General features: G+C 62.5%; 18 protein-coding genes and 1 pseudogene. 5 read left to right on the top strand and 14 right to left on the bottom strand.

Annotation, left to right across the window (positions count from 1 at the left end; all coding sequences use genetic code 11):
• The first annotated feature begins 52 nt into the window (after positions 1 to 52).
• The 3 genes from ACV959_RS11395 to ACV959_RS11385 are packed head-to-tail and all read left to right on the top strand — an operon-like array spanning position 53 to position 2,079.
• Positions 53 to 1,309: a PepSY-associated TM helix domain-containing protein gene (locus ACV959_RS11395; RefSeq protein WP_475736718.1), complete on the top strand. Its 1,257-nt coding sequence runs from the start codon at positions 53 to 55 to the stop codon at positions 1,307 to 1,309.
• Positions 1,310 to 1,324: 15 nt separating this feature from the next.
• Positions 1,325 to 1,636 (top strand): hypothetical protein, encoded by a 312-nt coding sequence (locus ACV959_RS11390; protein WP_475736717.1) that lies wholly within the window; start codon positions 1,325 to 1,327, stop codon positions 1,634 to 1,636.
• On the top strand, positions 1,633 to 2,079 hold the full coding sequence (locus ACV959_RS11385; protein WP_475736716.1) for a TonB-dependent receptor plug domain-containing protein: 447 nt from the start codon (positions 1,633 to 1,635) through the stop codon (positions 2,077 to 2,079). Before ACV959_RS11390 ends, ACV959_RS11385 begins: the two co-directional genes overlap by 4 nt.
• Here ACV959_RS11385 and ACV959_RS11380 read toward each other — a convergent pair.
• Both ACV959_RS11380 and ACV959_RS11375 read right to left on the bottom strand, forming a co-directional pair.
• Positions 2,069 to 2,632 (bottom strand): IS5 family transposase, encoded by a 564-nt coding sequence (locus ACV959_RS11380; protein ID WP_475739598.1) that lies wholly within the window; start codon positions 2,630 to 2,632, stop codon positions 2,069 to 2,071. The two genes, ACV959_RS11385 and ACV959_RS11380, sit on opposite strands and share 11 nt — an antisense overlap.
• A gap of 26 nt (positions 2,633 to 2,658) precedes the next feature.
• Positions 2,659 to 2,796: pseudogene (locus ACV959_RS11375) on the bottom strand (transposase); the annotation flags it as partial.
• Between the two features lie 213 nt (positions 2,797 to 3,009).
• Between ACV959_RS11375 and ACV959_RS11370 the strand changes: the two are divergent.
• Positions 3,010 to 4,566, top strand: a complete 1,557-nt coding sequence (locus ACV959_RS11370; protein ID WP_475736715.1) for a TonB-dependent receptor — start codon at positions 3,010 to 3,012, stop codon at positions 4,564 to 4,566.
• Between the two features lie 306 nt (positions 4,567 to 4,872).
• Here the strand turns inward: ACV959_RS11370 and ACV959_RS11365 are convergent, their stop codons facing one another.
• Positions 4,873 to 5,922, bottom strand: a complete 1,050-nt coding sequence (locus tag ACV959_RS11365; RefSeq protein ID WP_475736714.1) for an IS110 family RNA-guided transposase — start codon at positions 5,920 to 5,922, stop codon at positions 4,873 to 4,875.
• A 163-nt stretch (positions 5,923 to 6,085) separates the two neighbouring features.
• Between ACV959_RS11365 and ACV959_RS11360 the strand changes: the two genes are divergently transcribed.
• Positions 6,086 to 6,910, top strand: coding sequence for an IS5 family transposase (locus ACV959_RS11360; RefSeq protein ID WP_475736713.1), 825 nt, complete (start codon positions 6,086 to 6,088; stop codon positions 6,908 to 6,910).
• A 123-nt stretch (positions 6,911 to 7,033) separates the two neighbouring features.
• Here the strand turns inward: ACV959_RS11360 and ACV959_RS11355 are convergent, their stop codons facing one another.
• From ACV959_RS11355 to ACV959_RS11305, 11 genes are all read right to left on the bottom strand, one after another.
• Complete coding sequence (locus ACV959_RS11355; protein WP_475736712.1) at positions 7,034 to 7,465, bottom strand: ribbon-helix-helix protein, CopG family; 432 nt, start codon at positions 7,463 to 7,465, stop codon at positions 7,034 to 7,036.
• Between the two features lie 9 nt (positions 7,466 to 7,474).
• Positions 7,475 to 9,469, bottom strand: coding sequence for a conjugal transfer protein TraG (locus tag ACV959_RS11350; RefSeq protein ID WP_475736711.1), 1,995 nt, complete (start codon positions 9,467 to 9,469; stop codon positions 7,475 to 7,477).
• Positions 9,470 to 9,625: 156 nt separating this feature from the next.
• Positions 9,626 to 11,362 (bottom strand): relaxase/mobilization nuclease domain-containing protein, encoded by a 1,737-nt coding sequence (locus ACV959_RS11345; RefSeq protein ID WP_475736710.1) that lies wholly within the window; start codon positions 11,360 to 11,362, stop codon positions 9,626 to 9,628.
• On the bottom strand, positions 11,352 to 11,609 hold the full coding sequence (locus ACV959_RS11340) for a hypothetical protein (protein WP_475736709.1): 258 nt from the start codon (positions 11,607 to 11,609) through the stop codon (positions 11,352 to 11,354). Before ACV959_RS11340 ends, ACV959_RS11345 begins: the two co-directional genes overlap by 11 nt.
• On the bottom strand, positions 11,606 to 12,211 hold the full coding sequence (locus ACV959_RS11335; RefSeq protein ID WP_475736708.1) for a lytic transglycosylase domain-containing protein: 606 nt from the start codon (positions 12,209 to 12,211) through the stop codon (positions 11,606 to 11,608). The genes ACV959_RS11340 and ACV959_RS11335 overlap by 4 nt, the downstream gene beginning before the upstream one ends.
• 242 nt (positions 12,212 to 12,453) lie before the next feature.
• Entirely contained in the window at positions 12,454 to 12,954 is a 501-nt protein-coding gene (locus ACV959_RS11330; protein WP_475736707.1) for a S26 family signal peptidase, read from the bottom strand.
• The gene (locus ACV959_RS11325) at positions 12,951 to 13,421 is read right to left on the bottom strand and encodes a DUF2840 domain-containing protein (protein ID WP_475736706.1); all 471 of its coding nucleotides are present in this window, start codon (positions 13,419 to 13,421) and stop codon (positions 12,951 to 12,953) included. Before ACV959_RS11325 ends, ACV959_RS11330 begins: the two co-directional genes overlap by 4 nt.
• A 373-nt stretch (positions 13,422 to 13,794) precedes the next feature.
• Positions 13,795 to 14,694 carry a replication initiator protein A gene (locus ACV959_RS11320; protein ID WP_475736705.1) on the bottom strand — a complete coding sequence of 300 codons (900 nt, stop codon included), beginning with the start codon at positions 14,692 to 14,694 and terminating at the stop codon, positions 13,795 to 13,797.
• 19 nt (positions 14,695 to 14,713) lie between these two features.
• Positions 14,714 to 14,998 carry a helix-turn-helix transcriptional regulator gene (locus tag ACV959_RS11315; RefSeq protein WP_475736704.1) on the bottom strand — a complete coding sequence of 95 codons (285 nt, stop codon included), beginning with the start codon at positions 14,996 to 14,998 and terminating at the stop codon, positions 14,714 to 14,716.
• A 153-nt stretch (positions 14,999 to 15,151) separates the two neighbouring features.
• A complete protein-coding gene (locus ACV959_RS11310) occupies positions 15,152 to 15,463 on the bottom strand; it encodes a DUF2285 domain-containing protein (protein WP_475736703.1) in 312 nt (103 codons plus the stop codon).
• 232 nt (positions 15,464 to 15,695) lie between these two features.
• On the bottom strand, positions 15,696 to 15,935 hold the full coding sequence (locus ACV959_RS11305; protein ID WP_475736702.1) for a transcriptional regulator domain-containing protein: 240 nt from the start codon (positions 15,933 to 15,935) through the stop codon (positions 15,696 to 15,698).
• Positions 15,936 to 16,044: the final 109 nt, after the last annotated feature.

The following is a 16,044-nucleotide window of genomic DNA, read 5'->3' as shown; positions in this document are numbered from 1 at the left end:
CCATTGGGAAAGCGCCAATGGGGTCGACCGGTCCACAACAAGGAGGCGCGGCATGGGCCGGCAAATGCTTGCATCGCTCCACCGATATGCGGGTCTTTACCTCGCCGGCCATCTTGCGATCATCGGCCTCGCGGGGAGCCTTTGCGTCTCTTTCAAAGAAATCGATCACTATCTGACACCTGAACTGCATCATGTTCAGCCAGGTGTCGTTCGCCTCGATCCCGCGACGCTGATTGCGCGTGCTGAAGCGTTGGCGCCCCAGGCTCGAGCAACCGACATTATTCTCGATGCAGAAGACGGCGACACGACGCTCATTCGCATGGAGCCGCGCGACGATCCGGCGACGAGCAAGCCCTACAAGATCGACTTCACCGAAATCTACCTCGATCCATATTCGGGAGAGGAACGGGGGCGTCGCGCCTTCGGTGACATCTCGCAAGGGCTCAAGAATCTCATGCCGTTCATTTATCGGTTTCACTACAGTCTTGCGATGGGAATATTCGGAGCGCGACTGCTGGGAGTTTCCGCGCTCATCTGGACGATCGACTGCTTCGTGGGATTCTTGCTCACTCTTCCCGCGTCCGCCGGGAAAGGGGGCAAAGCGCGTCGCAGTTGGCTCGAACGCTGGGGGATTGCCTGGCAGGTGAAATTTCAGGCCAGCGCGGTCCGCGTCTTTTATGACTTCCATCGCGCCACTGGTCTATGGCTATGGCTGCTCCTGCTTGTCTTCGCCTGGTCGTCGGTCTCCTTCAATCTCAGAGACGAACTCTACTTGCCGGTTATGCGGACGCTCTTCGTATTTCAGGAGGCGCCGAAGTCCGGCCCGAAAGTAGCGATGACCGTCAGCGATTTGTCGCCTGACTGGGCGGCGGCGCTAAGCCGGGGTCGGCAGATCATGCAGGACGTCGGCGGCCACAACGGTTTTAAAATCGATCGCGAGAGCTGGCTCGCGCTCGACCGCGCGCAAGGCGTCTATCTCTACGGCGTGCACAGCGATCTGGATATTGCGACGTCAGAAGCACAAACGATCGTTACTTTCAACGCCGCGAACGGCTCCTTCGTCGCCTTCAACGCTCCCAGCGCAATTGCCGCCGGCGACACCATCACCAATTGGTTGGCAGCGTTGCATAAGGCCGAGGCGTTCGGAGGCGCATATAAAATTGCAGTCTTTCTGTTCGGCTTGGGACTGACGTCGCTGTCGCTCACAGGGGCCTGCATTTGGTGGAAGCGCCTGAAAGCGCGTCGCGGACAGGCGGATCGTGTCCGTCGCAGCGACCAACATGGATGCGCCGGTCATTACGTCGCTTAGCTGAGAGACGCACCGATGAGGATTGAGACGAATGAAATCGAACGTCTGCGCCGCTCATTGCCAATGTCGGCGTATCCGCGCCGCCAATTGCTGGGCTTTCTTCTCACGCAAGGCGTGGTGAAAGGGGCAACGCCAAAATTGGCGGTGGTCGATATATTTCCCGGCGGCGACGATTTCGGCGCGATGTGTCGCTTCGTCATTTGCGGAGAAAATCAGTCGAAGAGTTTCGTCGCGCCGTTTTCGCAAATCGCTACCAGTTCCCGCTTTTCGTCCGTGGGTTGCAATGTTAGCGGCCCTCGCACGCGAGCGATTCATGGGCCGATATGAAGGCGTTTACGCTCGCCGCGATGCTGGTGCTTATCGCTGTCGGCTCGGCGCGTTGCAATGAGGCCGCCCACAGCGCACAAGCGGACAAGTCCATCGTCAAACGTCATAAAGCCCGGATTGGCGAGAGGACGCCGGAAGAGCTCAAGTGGCGCGAGGAGAAGCCGGAGCATCAGACAGGCGAAAAGCCTGACATCGCGCCGCGCGCACAAAGCCTCGGGCGTGATCAAAGCGGCGTCTTCGTCAACGAGTCTGCTTCCAACGCCGCCTATTCTCCAAGTTTCGTCATGCGCGGGTTCCCGAGCGGGGTTACGCTCTTCGACGGCGCTGCGCACGGCTACACCTCACAAAGCGTCGATCTCTCCACGGTGGATCACGTCGAATTCTTCAAGGGTCCAAGCGCCATGTTGTTTGGCAAGGCGTTAGGCTCAGGACTCATTGATTGAGGAAGAAAGTGACGGCTGCTGCGATGCAGATCGCGGAGAAGAAGGTGTGGGCGCAACGGTCGTAGCGGGTTGCGATGCGCCGCCAGTCCTTGAGTTTGGCGAACAGGTTCTCGACTTTGTGGCGCTGACGATAGAGCGCCTTGTCGTAGTCGAGCGGCGTTTTGCGATTGCGCCGTGGCGGAATGCAGGGTTCGGTTCCGCGCGCTTTGAGCGCGTCGCGGAAGGCGTCGCTGTCATAGCCCTTGTCGGCGATCAGCGTTTTGGCCTTCGGTAGGGCGTCGCACATCAGCCGGGCGCCTTTGTGATCGCTCATCTGGCCTTCAGTCAGCATCATGACGAGTGGTTTGCCGGCGCCGTCGCAGACGACATGGAGTTTGGAGTTCAGCCCGCCCTTCGTGCGCCCGATACAGCGGGAAAGAACCCCTTTTTTAACAGGCTTGCCGCCGTGCGATGCGCTTTCAGATGCGTCGAGTCGATCATGATGCGTTCGGGGCTTGGGCTTTCGCCGGCAAGCGCGGCGAAGATGCGATCGAAGACGCCGAGCCGGCTCCAGCGGATGAAGCGGTTATAAAGCGTCTTGTGCGGCCCGTAGCCTTTGGGCGCGTCCTTCCACTGCAGGCCGTGCTTGATCACGTAGACAATGCCGCTGACGACGCGCCGGTCGTCGACGCGCGGAACCCCATGCGCCAGAGGAAAGAATGGCGAAATCCGCGCCATCTGGCGCTGGCTCAGTAAAAACAGATCGCTCATCATCAAGGCCTCCGAATCGGAACCCCTTGTGAATCACAACTCAATCAAATTTAATAGGTCCTGAGCCTAGGCGGCTACGGCGGCGCTGCGAATTACATCCGGAAGGCACCGACTGGAGAGAGTTTCGCCAATATCTCGACAAGTCTCGGATCTTTTAGGTTACGGCGAACGGCCATCGATGTGAATGCGCCGCTCAACGAGCGCAAGAACCTGCTTTTCCGTGTTACAGGCTCTGCTCAAACGCTCGGAAGTTTCGTCGATTTCGTGCGCTCACGAAGCTTCGACATCGCGCCTATGATTGCCTGGACGGCGGATAATGGCGACCGCACAACGCTACGCGCGGAGCACAACGGAGAACGCTACGTCTATCGCGACGGCGTTCCGGCCGATCCGATTTTCTTTCTTATTCCCCGTGAATTTTATGCTGGCGTTCCGGCCAACGAGCATGAATCGCCCGTCTATGACGATGTGACGTTCTCTTACGAACATGCTTTGAACGTGGATTGGAAGCTAACCGCCGTCGCGGACTACTACCTCTTCGCCAACCGCTGGGGATGGTTCACCGGCTGGGGTTATGACGGATTTCAGTCGGTCCTCTTCGGCAATCCTGTCCGCTCTCGAACCGCCATTCGCAGCTTCGATGCGCAGATCAGATTAAATGGACATGTCGATACAGGCCCCTTGTCCCACACCCTTTCCTTCAATCTCGAGCATTGGGATTATTTCTTCGGCTATTCCAACGCCATATCCCGCTACGAAGCCGCGCCGCTGAACATCTTCTTTCCCGCCTATCAGCCCGGCGTAGACTACGCCGGAGCCTATTGGTCCAACGGCGTGGCGCGGGCGATCGGACGTTCGCTCTATGGGCAGGATCTCATCGATCTGAGCGAGAACTGGCGCGTCCTCATCGGCGGCCGCTACGACATCCTTGCGCAACGGGAACGCGTCTTCGATCCTTTTGGATCGCTGACAGGCGAGCCCACAGCGAGTCTAAGCAAGGGGACGCAGGGCTATTTTAATCCGCGTGCGGGCGTTCTCTTCAAGGCAGATCGAGAGACAGAGGTCTTTTTTGCCTATGGGCAATCTCTGGTTCCCAATACCGGCGTGCGGCTTCTGGGCGGTGAAGCGCCACCGCCCCAGCAGGATACGCAATATGAGATCGGCGCGCGTCGGCGCTTCCTCGACACCAAGATGACCTTCGAGCTGGGGCTTTTCGACATCACCCGCGACAATGTCGCGATTCCCAATCCCGCCAATCCGTCCGGCTTCTATTCGCTCGTCACCGGCCAGCAGCACAGCCACGGGATCGAGGTCAATCTTGGCGGCGAGCCGCTTCCCAATCTCAAGGTCAACGCGGTGGCGACCTTTCTGCACGCCGTCGTCTCGAAGGACTCGAATGTCCCCTCGCAAGCTGGCAGCGACCTCCTCGGCGCGCCGCGGCGCGTCTACAATTTTTCGGCCAATTACAGTTTCGACAGTGGCGATCTGAAGGGGCTGGAACTGGGCCTGAACTACTACTATTCCAGCCGCGCCGAGGCGACCTTGCCCAACACGCCCGGCTTCACCCTGCCGCCGCAGCGGATGCTCGGCGCGACGCTCGGCTACAGCCTCGACAACAATCTCAAGATCGACGTCAGCCTCACCAATCTCACCAACCAAGCCAACTGGACCTCGAACGGCGCCATGTTCCATGGCGAGCCGAGGGCGATGTCGGTGAGTCTGAGCTGTAAATTCTGAGAGCCTTCTCTGATTGGGGTCGTTGGCGTCAAGCCGTCCTGTCGCAATCGTAACTCTTTGGCGATCGTAACTCTCTTTGCTGGTCTCGTTCTCGTGGGTCACAGGCTTCTCTTCGCGGTCGGCGCGTGGCCGCCGCATGATGGGGTCAGAAAGGCGGGCGTCTCAATCTGTTTCACGACTTTGCGGGCCTTCGCCGGCAGGTTCGAGACTCTTAACGAGATCGCCTTGCCCATCGTCCCCAAGGGAACGATCCGGATCGCTCTTTCGAGCGAATGCTTTGTGTTCGTCTCCCCGCTTTGGCTCGGGTTAGGCGACCAGAGCGACCGCCGCCGCGGCGGGCTCCTTGCCAAAGCGGAATTCGACGCCATCGGTCCACATGCGATGCAGAATGACGGCGAGTTTGCGCGCCACCGCCACACGGGCGCGCGCCATGCCACGATGTTTGGCGACCTTCACGCCCCAGGCGCGCAGAGACGACCATTTGCGGCTGCGTGTGAGCAGCGTGTGTGCCGCCTCGTAAAGCGCCGTGCGGGCGAGTTCGTCGCCGCATCGGCTGATCCTGCCTTGGATGTCTGTCTCGCCGGACTGGTAGCGGGCCGGCGTCAGGCCGAGATGCGCGCCTACGTCCCTCGAATGCCGGAAGCGATCGGGTTGGTCGATCGTGGCGCGGAAGGCGAGCGCCGTGATCGGACCGACGCCCGGAACGCTCATCAAGCGGCGACAAACCGCCTCCTTGCGGACGACCTCAAGCACCCGCTTCGTCAAACGAGCGAGTTCGCGCAGCATCGTCACGAGGATTGCGAGAAGAGGCTCGACGAGCGGCGTCGCCTCGGAATCACCGCCGGCCAATTCGCGGACGCGTTCGACAAAATCCGCCCGGCTCGGTGTGCCGAGCTTGACGCCGGTTTCCCGCAGGATCGCCCGCACCACGTTTTCGATCGACCGCATTTCGTTGAGGATTGTGCGGCGCGAGACAAGAAGCGAGCGCCATAGCCGGCATTGCCGGCTCTTGACATGAACCTGCCGGAACCAGCCCGTCCGCATGATCTGGGCGAGAGCGCGGGCGTCGTTGCGGTCGGTCTTGTTCGGCATCGTCTTCATCGCCGCATTAGCCTGCCGGGTCTCGATGCAGATCGCGGGCAAGCCGGCTTGCGTCAGTCCGTCATGCAGCCACGCTGTCAGCGAGCAGGCTTCCAGTCCAACGCGCTCCAGCGTCAGACCCGTATCTCGCAAAGTCACGATGAGAACCTCCGGCTCACTTGCGGCGCGAAGCTCTTTCACGATCCGGCCCGCCTCGTCGACGATACAGATCGACGTCTCTTCCAATGACACGTCGAGTCCGACAAAATATCTCATGGCTGCTCCTTCCTGATGCTTGTGGCGATACGACACCGACCACGTTCTCACATCTCGACAGGAGCAGCCGCCCTTCCGGGAGTAGACCCCAATCACCCCATCTGTTTGAAAATTCGGAATGTTGGGGATTCCTGTTTCGCTTCAAATATGATTCACACTTTGGATGTGGACACGCAAGCAGCGGGGCCGGATGGCCAGGATCGCCCGAAAGACCAAGCGCTACCCGTCTGATCTGACAGATGAGGAATGGGCGCGGATCGCGCCGTTGATGCCGAAGCCGGGACGCAGGGGTCGACCGCGCGAGGTCGAATTTCGCGAAGTCATCAACGCGGTGCGCTATCTCGTGCGGTCAGGCTGCGGCTGGCGGATGCTGCCGGTGCATTTCGGTCATTGGCGCACGGTCTATGGCTGGTTCCGCGAGCTGGCGCGACGTTTCCTGTTCCAGACGATCCATGACGTCGAGCTCATGCTCGATCGGGAACGACAAGTACGAGAAGCGAGCCCATCAGCGGCGGTTATCGACAGCCAGTCGATCAAGGCGCCGCATGCGCAGACGCGGGGCTATGACGCGGGCAAGAAGATCGTCGGCCGCAAGCGCCATATCGCGGTCGATGCGGATGGTCGCTTGCTGATGGTCAATCTGACGACCGCCGACATTTCCGACAGCGCCGGGGCGCAGACGATCCTCGACGCCATCCGCAAGCGCTGGCCGTGGGTGAAACATCTCTTCGCCGACGCCGCCTACGACCGGCTCAAGTTGATGGACAAGGCCGCCTATCTGGAGTTCGTGCTCGAGATCATCCGTCGCCGAGACAATCAAAAGGGCTTCGAAGTCCTGCCGCGTCGCTGGATTGTCGAACGCACTTTCGGCTGGATGATCCGCTGGCGCAGGCTCGTTCGAGATTACGAGCGCCGTATCGACGTCTCAACCGCCATGATCCACGTCGCCATGGGCGGCGTTCTCATCCGTCGGAATGCTCACCCGTGATTTTCCAAACAGGCTCTGAGCGATCCAGCAAAACGGTAATACGCCAAGACCGCTTTTGGGCATGAGCGGACCATCACAAAATGTTCGTCCACGCAGGGAGAGCAATAGACGACGCGCAATGTTTTAAAAGTTCCCGTCGCGGACATTTGACTGGACCTCCTCCAAAACCTCCTTCGCCAATCGCTGCCCCTTTGCCAGCCTCCGTCCTAAAGCCTCGATGAAGCTTTCATATCGCTCTCGTCCCTTGGCCTGTGCCGCCGCTTGCGCGCCTTCCGGCAAAGGCGGCGTGGCCGTGAGCCAGGCTCGGATATAGAGCGCCAGCGCTTCGACCGAGAATTCGAGGTCGCGCTCCACGCGATCGACGGAGCGGGTGAGCCGGTCGAGCCGTCGCGTGAGGGCCGCTTCCCAGCGATCAGCGTCGTCCGCGGTCAAAAAGGAAATGATCGCCGCCTCCGCAATCGAAGATTTAGCAACGCGCTCCGTCGCGGCGAGATTTTCCAGCCGCGCCATCATGTCGGCGTCGAGATAGACCGAGAGACGCTGTTTCACCGCCATGCAGTCACCTTACAACGCAATGCTATCGTCCGGGTCGAGCGCCGCCTGGCGGGCGAGCGCGCGGCCCTGACTGCGGAGAAGTCGGGCCTTGATCGCCTCTTCGCCATCCGATGCGTAGGCGGCGAAAGCGTCGATCGGTGGGGCCGGGGTGGGTTCGATCGGCGCGATGTCCTCGTGCTCAGGGAGCTCTGGCTCGCGGCGCATTCCGCCATTGGCGGGATCGTCGTCGGGCCCAGCTTCGCGCTTGGGCGGCGGTAAGGCAGACCAATCGTCCCTCACATTGGAGGCCGCGGAATTCAAGGCCGATAGTCCAGCGTCGGTTACGTGGCGCTCCGGGGGCCGCAGTATCCGCCCATTTAACCGGCGGTCTTCATAGTAGCGCGCTTTCTTGGCGCGGATAGGCGGCAGGCCGGAGACGAGAATGATTTCGTCGGCGTGCGGCAGTTGCATCACCTCTCCGGGCGTCAACAGCGCCCGTGCGGTTTCCTGTCGCGAGACCATCAGGTGCCCGAGCCAGGGGCTTAAGCGATGGCCAGCGTAGTTCTTCATGGCGCGCATTTCCGTCGCGGTGCCGAGCGCATCGGAAACGCGCTTCGCCGTGCGCTCGTCATTCGTCGCAAAGGATACGCGGACGTGGCAATTGTCGAGTATGGCGTTGTTCGGTCCGTAGGCCTTCTCGATCTGATTGAGCGACTGGGCGATGAGGAAGCTCTTGAGGCCATATCCCGCCATGAAGGCGAGCGCGGACTCGAAGAAGTCGAGTCGCCCCAATGCCGGGAACTCGTCCAGCATGAGCAGCAGCCGATGGCGCCGCTGCTTCGAGTCCAGCTCCTCGGTCAGCCGCCGCCCGATCTGGTTCAGGATCAGGCGCACTAGCGGCTTGGTCCGGGAGATGTCGGAGGGCGGCACCACGAGGTAAAGCGTCGCCGGTTTCTCGGCCGAGACAAGGTCGGCGATTCGCCAGTCGCAGCGCCGTGTGACCTTCGCGACGACGGGGTCTCGATAAAGGCCAAGGAAGGACATGGCCGTCGAGAGAACGCCTGAGCGCTCATTCTCCGACTTGTTGAGAAGCTCGCGCGCGGTCGACGCCACCACCGGGTGCGGACCGGCGTCACCAAGATGTTTCGTCGTCATCATGGCGCGGAGCGTTGTCTCGATCGGGCGTCTGGGATCGGAGAGGAAGTTGGCGACGCCGGCGAGCGTCTTGTCGGCTTCGGCGTAGAGGACATGGAGGATGGCGCCGACGAGGAGCGAGTGGCTCGTTTTCTCCCAATGATTGCGCCGCTCGAGGGCGCCTTCTGGATCGACGAGAATGTCGGCGACGTTCTGGACGTCCCGTACCTCGGCGGGCCCGCGCCGGACCTCGAGCAAGGGGTTATAGGCGGAGGACGAGGCGTTGGTCGGATCGAAGAGCAGCACACGGCCGAAGCGCGCTCGCCAGCCGGCGGTCAAGGACCAGTTCTCGCCCTTGATGTCGTGGACGATGACAGAGCCTGGCCAAGTGAGCAGCGTCGGCACCACAAGGCCGACGCCTTTGCCAGAGCGCGTCGGCGCAAAGCACAGCACATGTTCGGGGCCGTCATGGCGTAGATAGCGCTCCTGCAATCTCCCGAGCACCACGCCGTCGGGCCCAAGGAGTCCCGCCGCTTCGACTTCTTCCGGCCTCGCCCAGCGCGCCGATCCATAGGTGACGACGTTTTGGGCTTCGCGTGCGCGATGCACGGACATGGCGATGGCGGCGGCGATGGAGACGAAGCCGCCCGAGGCGGCGATGCCCGCGCCCTCGACGAAAACGTCCGGCGCATAGGCGTCGAAATGATACCACCACCAGAAGAAGGCCGGCGGCGGATAAAGACGCCACTCTCCGACCAACATCCAGGGCGGACCCAGCTCCGGCTGATCCGCCAGTCGCCACGCCGTCCATTGAGTCGCGCCCCATGTGGTCGCGAGCACGATGGCGGAGACGACGAGGATCTGACCCCAGAGGATGCGGGTGGCGGACATGGGCGCCAGCTTGTGGGGTCGTCGCTCGCGCCCGCAAGAAGACTTGATCAGGTGTCGCAGCCTGTCGTGCTACGGCGCGTAAATACCGGGAGAGATGTGACCTCAAGGACTGCGAGAGCTCGGAAATCCCAGCAGCACGCCTCAATGCCCCTCCTCCTACAATCCGATTCCCTTCTTCCGGCCAAAGCTCCAATCTACGCCCCCTGGCGTCATTGTGCCCGACACCTGCCGGCCGAGTTCCTTTTCCAACGACGGGGACCACGGGACGAGGCTGAAGCCGAGTCCGTCGTCGATCATGGCGAAGCGGCCCGACGCGAGAGTCAGGCGCTGACGATATACGCCAGCAACGGTCTCGCCCTCGGCGACGGCATGCCGCGGAAGGCCTGTCTGCGCTGTGAGTCGGTTGGAAGCTTCGCTCAGTTCGCGCGACCGCAGCGTGTCGAGAAGATCGCGCGCGAAGACAAGGCGCTGACCTTGGCGGCGAGCCAGCCCTTCGGTGGCAAGATTGTCGGCGCGCGCTTCCCTGGCGTCCCGGACCTCGCGGCCGAAGCCTGATTCCGATAGTGGCATAGTCTCCCTCGAGACGAGGCATCGATCGAGCCAGGTGGCGCCCGTCGCGTTGATTTGCTCCTCGATGGAAAGGTCGGATCGAACGGCGAGGACCAGAAGGGGCGTCCCCGCATCCCGGGGAGGAAGTCGCCTGACCTCCACGATGGCGCCGGGGGCGGCGTCGCTCGTGGCGTCGATGTCTCTAAGCCGAACGTGATGCGCGCGGCCGTCGACGCCGTCGACGATCGCAAAGGCCGAGCCCTTGAGTTCGTCGTCGAGACCGCGCGCGATGAGGCGGCCGATAATCGACTCGCTGCGCACGTCGCTGTCCCAGACGAAGTCGGCGGTCGCCCGCTCGACGCCTCGCTCCCTGAGGCCGCGATGGATGCGCTTGATGATATCGCCGCGTTCGCCGAGCGCGCGCAGGACGCTCTCGGCTTCTTCGCCGATCATCCACTGGCCGGGGCCGAGCGGCGCGGCGAGCCCAAGCCTTTCGAGCTTGCGCGCGCGACCGATCAGCATCGACCGTTCAACATCGTTCTCCTGACACGCATTCGGTCGAAGGTCGACGAGTCCGTCCTGCGTTCCGGCTTCCCGCGCCAGCGCCTGATCGAGCGGCGTCCAGCGGTCTGCGTCGACCTGCCGCTCGAGAGCCCGTCGAATCTCTTGCTCGCTGCGCGGCCCGAGCTCCAAGGTGACAAGCTGCTCGGCACGGGCGCGAAGACCCCGGCTAATGTAGTCGCGGCTGATGACGAGATCGGCGCCGTCGTCGTCTCGGCCTCGTACCAGGACATGGATGTGGGGATGCTCGGTGTTCCAATGGTCGATCGCCGCCCAAACAAGTTTGGTCCCGAGATCGCGCGCCATCTCGCCCATGAGTTCACGGGTGAAGGCGCGAAGGTCGGAAAGCTCCTGGGCGTCATCGGGCGAGACGATGAACCGGAAATGATGGCGATCACTCTGGCAGCGTCCTGCGAAGGCTCGCGCATCCGCCTCGTCGCCATCGGCGTCAAACATGCGTCCGGTTGCGCCGTCGCGGGTGACGCCGTCGCGTTGTAGATAGGCAAGATGCGTCGTGAGCTGCGCCGATTTTAGACCGTGCCTTACGACGCGCGCCTTGATCACAACGCCGCGCGAATGGGAGGTCAGGCCGCGCAGCGCCGAGAGGCTCGCCGCCCGGCCGCGGCCGAAGGCGCCCCGCCCCCTTCCGTGCGCGCCCGACCGATGCAGGCCGCCCGCCTTCTGTGTCGCCGCCAGCACGCGCGACACGAAGCTCCTTGTTCTTCCCGGCTTGGTCGAGCGGATGCGGCCTGGCCGAATGCGAATGTCGTCGTCACTCGACATGGCGAAGCGCAGAAGAGGTAGAAATTGTTGAGACTTTCGAGACGGATGCCTTGATGGACAGGCTGCGCATGAAAAATACAGCCTGTGTGAATGCATTGAAGCGAAACCACAAACCGACCGCCGGACAAGGCCGCAGGCTGTCCCTTTTATCCTGCAATAGGTCGGTCGCTGGCGCTCCCTTGGCGCCGCTCGCGCACAAAGGCGCGAGGACGTGCGCTATCCTGCGAAAATGGGAGAGTTGGGTCATCGGGATGCTCCTGAAGGTCCGCGAACGGCGAAAAGGTTGGAGGAGCGTGAAAAAGCAGCGAGGGGCGAAGCGTCGGGGCTGTTCTCCGTGTGCAAATCTGTTGCAAATAATCTGACGTCTATCCGCGCCGGAATGAGCGAGCGGCGTGTCGATCCTTCGGCTACGAAAGCGGCATCGGCGCTGTATCTCGGCAGTTGACCGTCGTGCTTTTCCGGTGCGGTGATCGCGACAAAGATTGAAGAGGAACCGTTGCCAGAGGAGGCGGAATAAGGGCCTACGGAATTTCCGCCGAGTGAAAGTGCGAACGCGATCCGTCGGACATATTCCGTCGTTTCGGCTGGCAGAGAGCGACCGCGAAGATAGTCCTCATAGCGTCCCGGGCCGGCGTTATACGCCGCCAGAAAGCCGTGCTCGCCATATTGGTCGAGCAACTCACGAAGGTAGGCGGCTCCCGCCTGAATATTGTCGTGCGGATCGAAAGGGTCGGCGCCAAGACCGTAGCGCGTCCGCAATTCGGCGTAGGTCGCGGGCATGAGCTGCATGAGGCCGATCGCGCCCTTCCTGGAGATGGATTTGGCGTCGCCGCCGCTCTCGGCGCGCATGACGGCGCGCAGCCAATGAACCGGTAGCCGGAAGCGATTGGACGCCTCCGTGAGAGCGCTGGTGATGGCGAGACGGCGCGAAAGTTGGCTCGATATCGTCTCGTGGTGCGCGGACTCAGCATATGCAGGAAACGCCCACAAGGCGCAGAGCAAGGCGCGCGCAATTGTTCGAAGCCTTGCCGAACGCCGACCAATTGATGCGCGGGTGCAATTTGCATCCCAGCAGAGCGATGGGTCGATCATCACTCCGCCTCCGTCCAGATCGGCTGCGCGCGACCGACGACAGCCTCAACCGGAAGCGCCCCGAAATACCGCCCGTCGAGCGACGCGGGATGGTCCCAATTGAGCAGGAAGACTTCGCCGGGCCTGAGCGTGAAACATCCGCTCCAGCGCGGCAGGTCGCGGCCCGCGTGATCGCGCGCGTTGGCTTCCGCGACGGCGCTCCCATCGACAGAGATTGTGAAGTCCGTTCGGCAGACTTTCTGTCCGGGAAGCGCCGCCACTCGCTTGATGAGCAGCGCGCCTTTGGGCAGATAGCCGCGCGTCGCGAGCCACTCGGCGAGCAGTTCGGGCGGCCGAGCGACGATGAGATCAGTGATAGCGAGGGCACCAGCCGGATGGACGGCGTAAAGCCCGATGGGCGCGCTGGCGGAGGCGTTCCAGACAAGAAGCGGCACAGGACGCTCGGCGAAAGTCGACGCGATTGCGCAGACGGCGACGAAAGCGAGAGCGAGCGTCCTCATGGGCTTCGCTCCAAGCCAGCACGCATCAGCCAGGCGCGATGGCGCTCACGCGAATAGGCGCGCGGCGGCAGACCGGCTGCGAGCCGGTTGTGGACGTGCCGCCAATGGTCGGGACAGATTTCCTGCGGAAGAAAGCCAAGCGCTTCGACGGCGTCGATGGCGCGCAGGACGCGCTGTACCTTCTCCCAGCCGACCGTCCGTAGCAAAATTTCCGCGCCGGGCTTTACGCCCGGAATGGTGGAGCAGGGCTCGCCGTCGTCGCAGGCGCGCAGGATGTCGATGCGCGAGACGAGCGTGCCATGCGCATTCGACGCCCAGCGGACGAAGGCGAAGATGGCGCCCGGCGCGAATGTCGCGACGCGCCGCCGTCGATCAAGCGTTCGCTCGTTGATCGGTTTGCCGAAGCGCAGCCAGCGTTCGATTTTGCCTTTGACGAAATAGAGTTCGACTTCGGTCGGCGCGTTCATGGTTGGCCTCCGGTCACGTCATGGTCGAACGGAGGAAATGCGCGCCGATTTTGGTCCGCTCGCCGGAGCGCGATGGCTCGCTGTGCCGAAGGGGTGTCACTGTCGCCCGAATGGCCGGCTCTGCGCGCGCGTCGCGGATGTCGCGATGCGGGCGCGCCTTCTTCTCTTCCCGGCTGGCTTTTTGCTCGTGGGGCGGCAGTCGAGCGGGAGGCGCCCGCCGTTAGAAGGAATCCGAAGGATTCCGAAGTTAGTAAGTTACGAGCGCCGTGAAGGCTTCGACGACAATGGCTTGGGCGCCATTTTGGTCCCCGATAGCACGAGGATTTGGTCCCCGATAGCACGATAGATTCGGTCCCTGATAGCACGAGGCTATTCACAGCTTTTCCACAGCGGCGAGACGACGATCGAGGCGCTGAACGGCGCGCTCGAGCGGATCGGCAGTGAGCGGCGTGAAGATGAGAAGTTCGCGGCCGAACGGGCCTCGGCGGATGTCGAGCCGGTAATTAGGAATGGGCTGGCGCCGTACGATGCCGCGCAGATCGAACGCAAAATGCTTGAGCGGCGAGAGCGCGCCGGACTTGGCGTGGAGATGCGCGAAATCGAAGCTCCAGCCGCCCTGCTGATTGCCGGCGTGTTTGCGAACGAGGCGATACAGCCAGCGCTCAAGACCGCCCGTCAGCGAGAAATATGCCCGGTCGATTGTGAGCACCAAGGCTTCGTTGAGGACGCCTTCATAGAACCAGTCCGGCACGATCAGTTCGACGCCGAGAGGCCGGCCGCTCGGATCAGCGGTCTCCTTCCATTCGTTGATCCAGGAGAAGCGCCGCCGGCGTCTTTCAGTCGTTTGACGGATCGACGTGACGACGCTGGTTGACTGCAGCCGGTCGAAGGCGGCGCGCAGGCGCTGATAGTCGCGCGCGCCCGTGGCGCGGCCGATGAAGGTGAGAATCTCATAGGGCGTCGTCGCCATCAGGCGCGAGGTCTTGAGGCCTCTATCGCGCGCCTGGACGATTTGGGACGCCGCCCAGATCAACACGTCGGCATCCCAGATGGTGGCCATGCCATGCTCGGCGGTCGCTTCTACCTTGATCGCGATTTGAGCCGTCCTGAAGTCGATGGGCGCCGTTCGCTTTGACTTGGCGAGGCTGAAGAAGGGATAGGCCATGAGGTCCTGCGCATCGCGCGGCGCGAGCTCGCCGGGCAGCGCTCGAAAGAGTTCGAGCTGCTCCCGTTCGTCGCCGCAGATGCGTGCGTGTCGGTCTCGGGGCGTCATTCTCGTCGCTCCCGAAAGGTCAGCCGCGCGGTTGAGCGGCGCGCTGCGCAAGGTGGTCGGCGTGCCGGCGCGCGGGCAGGACGGTTCCGACGCCGGGGTCGGAGGTCGACGCCTTGGCGCCGCGATCGGCCCAGGCTTGCAGGTCCTCGACGCGGTAGACGACGCGGCCGCCGAGTTTCGAGTAGCGCGGGCCCGTTCCGTAGGTGCGATGCTTTTCGAGCGTGCGGCCTGAAAGACCAAGAAATCGCGCGGCTTCGGGCGTGCGAAGGTAACGCGGCGGCAGGGGCGCGGATTGTGCGGACATGGATGGCCTCGGCAGATCATGGCGCGCCGCCGGCTATCGGCGGCTTGGCTCGATCACCATGGCGGAGGGAAACGGGCGGGAGGGATGGCGAAGATGGGGGCGACGAAAATCGCCACCCGGCGACAGCATCCGAAGAAGCTTTGGCGAGCGCCGCTATTTTTTGAGGAACTTGCGATAGCCGCCGCGCATCAGCGCGACGCCGCCGCGAACGAGGCGGATCGTGGCGTCACGAAGGGAAGAGGTTTTCCAGGGATCGGCGGTGACGCGGGCTTTGCTGAAGAGGCGTTCGGCAATCTTGCGATAGGAAGCGCCGCCGAGATGGCCGTCGAGGGCGCGAAGAAGGGAGAAGACGCGGCGCAGATCAGGAGGATGTTCGGCGCGAAGCGGCGGCTTGTCGCGCAGTAACCGCCAGAATTTCAACGCGGCTTCGGCTCGGTGCGGCGCAAGTTCGTCGAGCAGGATCACTGCGGCGAGTGGTCCGTCGCCTGCCTGCCGATCGGGGAGCCAAAGCTGGCATTGGTCGCGCACGGATTGCAACAGGACGTGTTCGCCATCGTCACTTGTTCGGTGAGCGACTAATTTGGAATGAGTTCGCAACTCAGCGGCGGAAGGGGCGATCGAAGACGATCGCGTCGTTTCCTCGTCAGAGGCGGCTGGAATGGGCGACGCGACAAGAATGACGCTCGATGTGCGCAGCTCAGGCAGCCAAAAGATCTCCGCTTCGTCGGCGCGCAGCTCGGGATCCACCGCGAAATCGCAACCCCCAGCGCCGCGTCGCACCGGCGACGCCGGCGTCGAGCGCAGCTCGAATGTCTGGGTCTGCGAAGTCGGCGCGATAATCCGCGTTGCGTCTGAGAAACTCCCAGGCGAGGCCCGGAGCGCTCAAGTCCTGCAAATAATCGTATGCCTTTGGCGAGCGCCAGTCCTGATCCGACATGGGGGTTCTCGCGACGAATGAATATTGCCTGCAAAGGTTGTGGAGAAACGTGTCAAGAATCGCGTCAGAATCCGACCGGAATGGGGAATCGACGGCGATGGAGTCGAAT

The sequence above is a fragment of the Methylocystis sp. Se48 genome, assembly GCF_056269425.1.
This window is presented reverse-complemented; position numbering and strand designations above follow the sequence as displayed.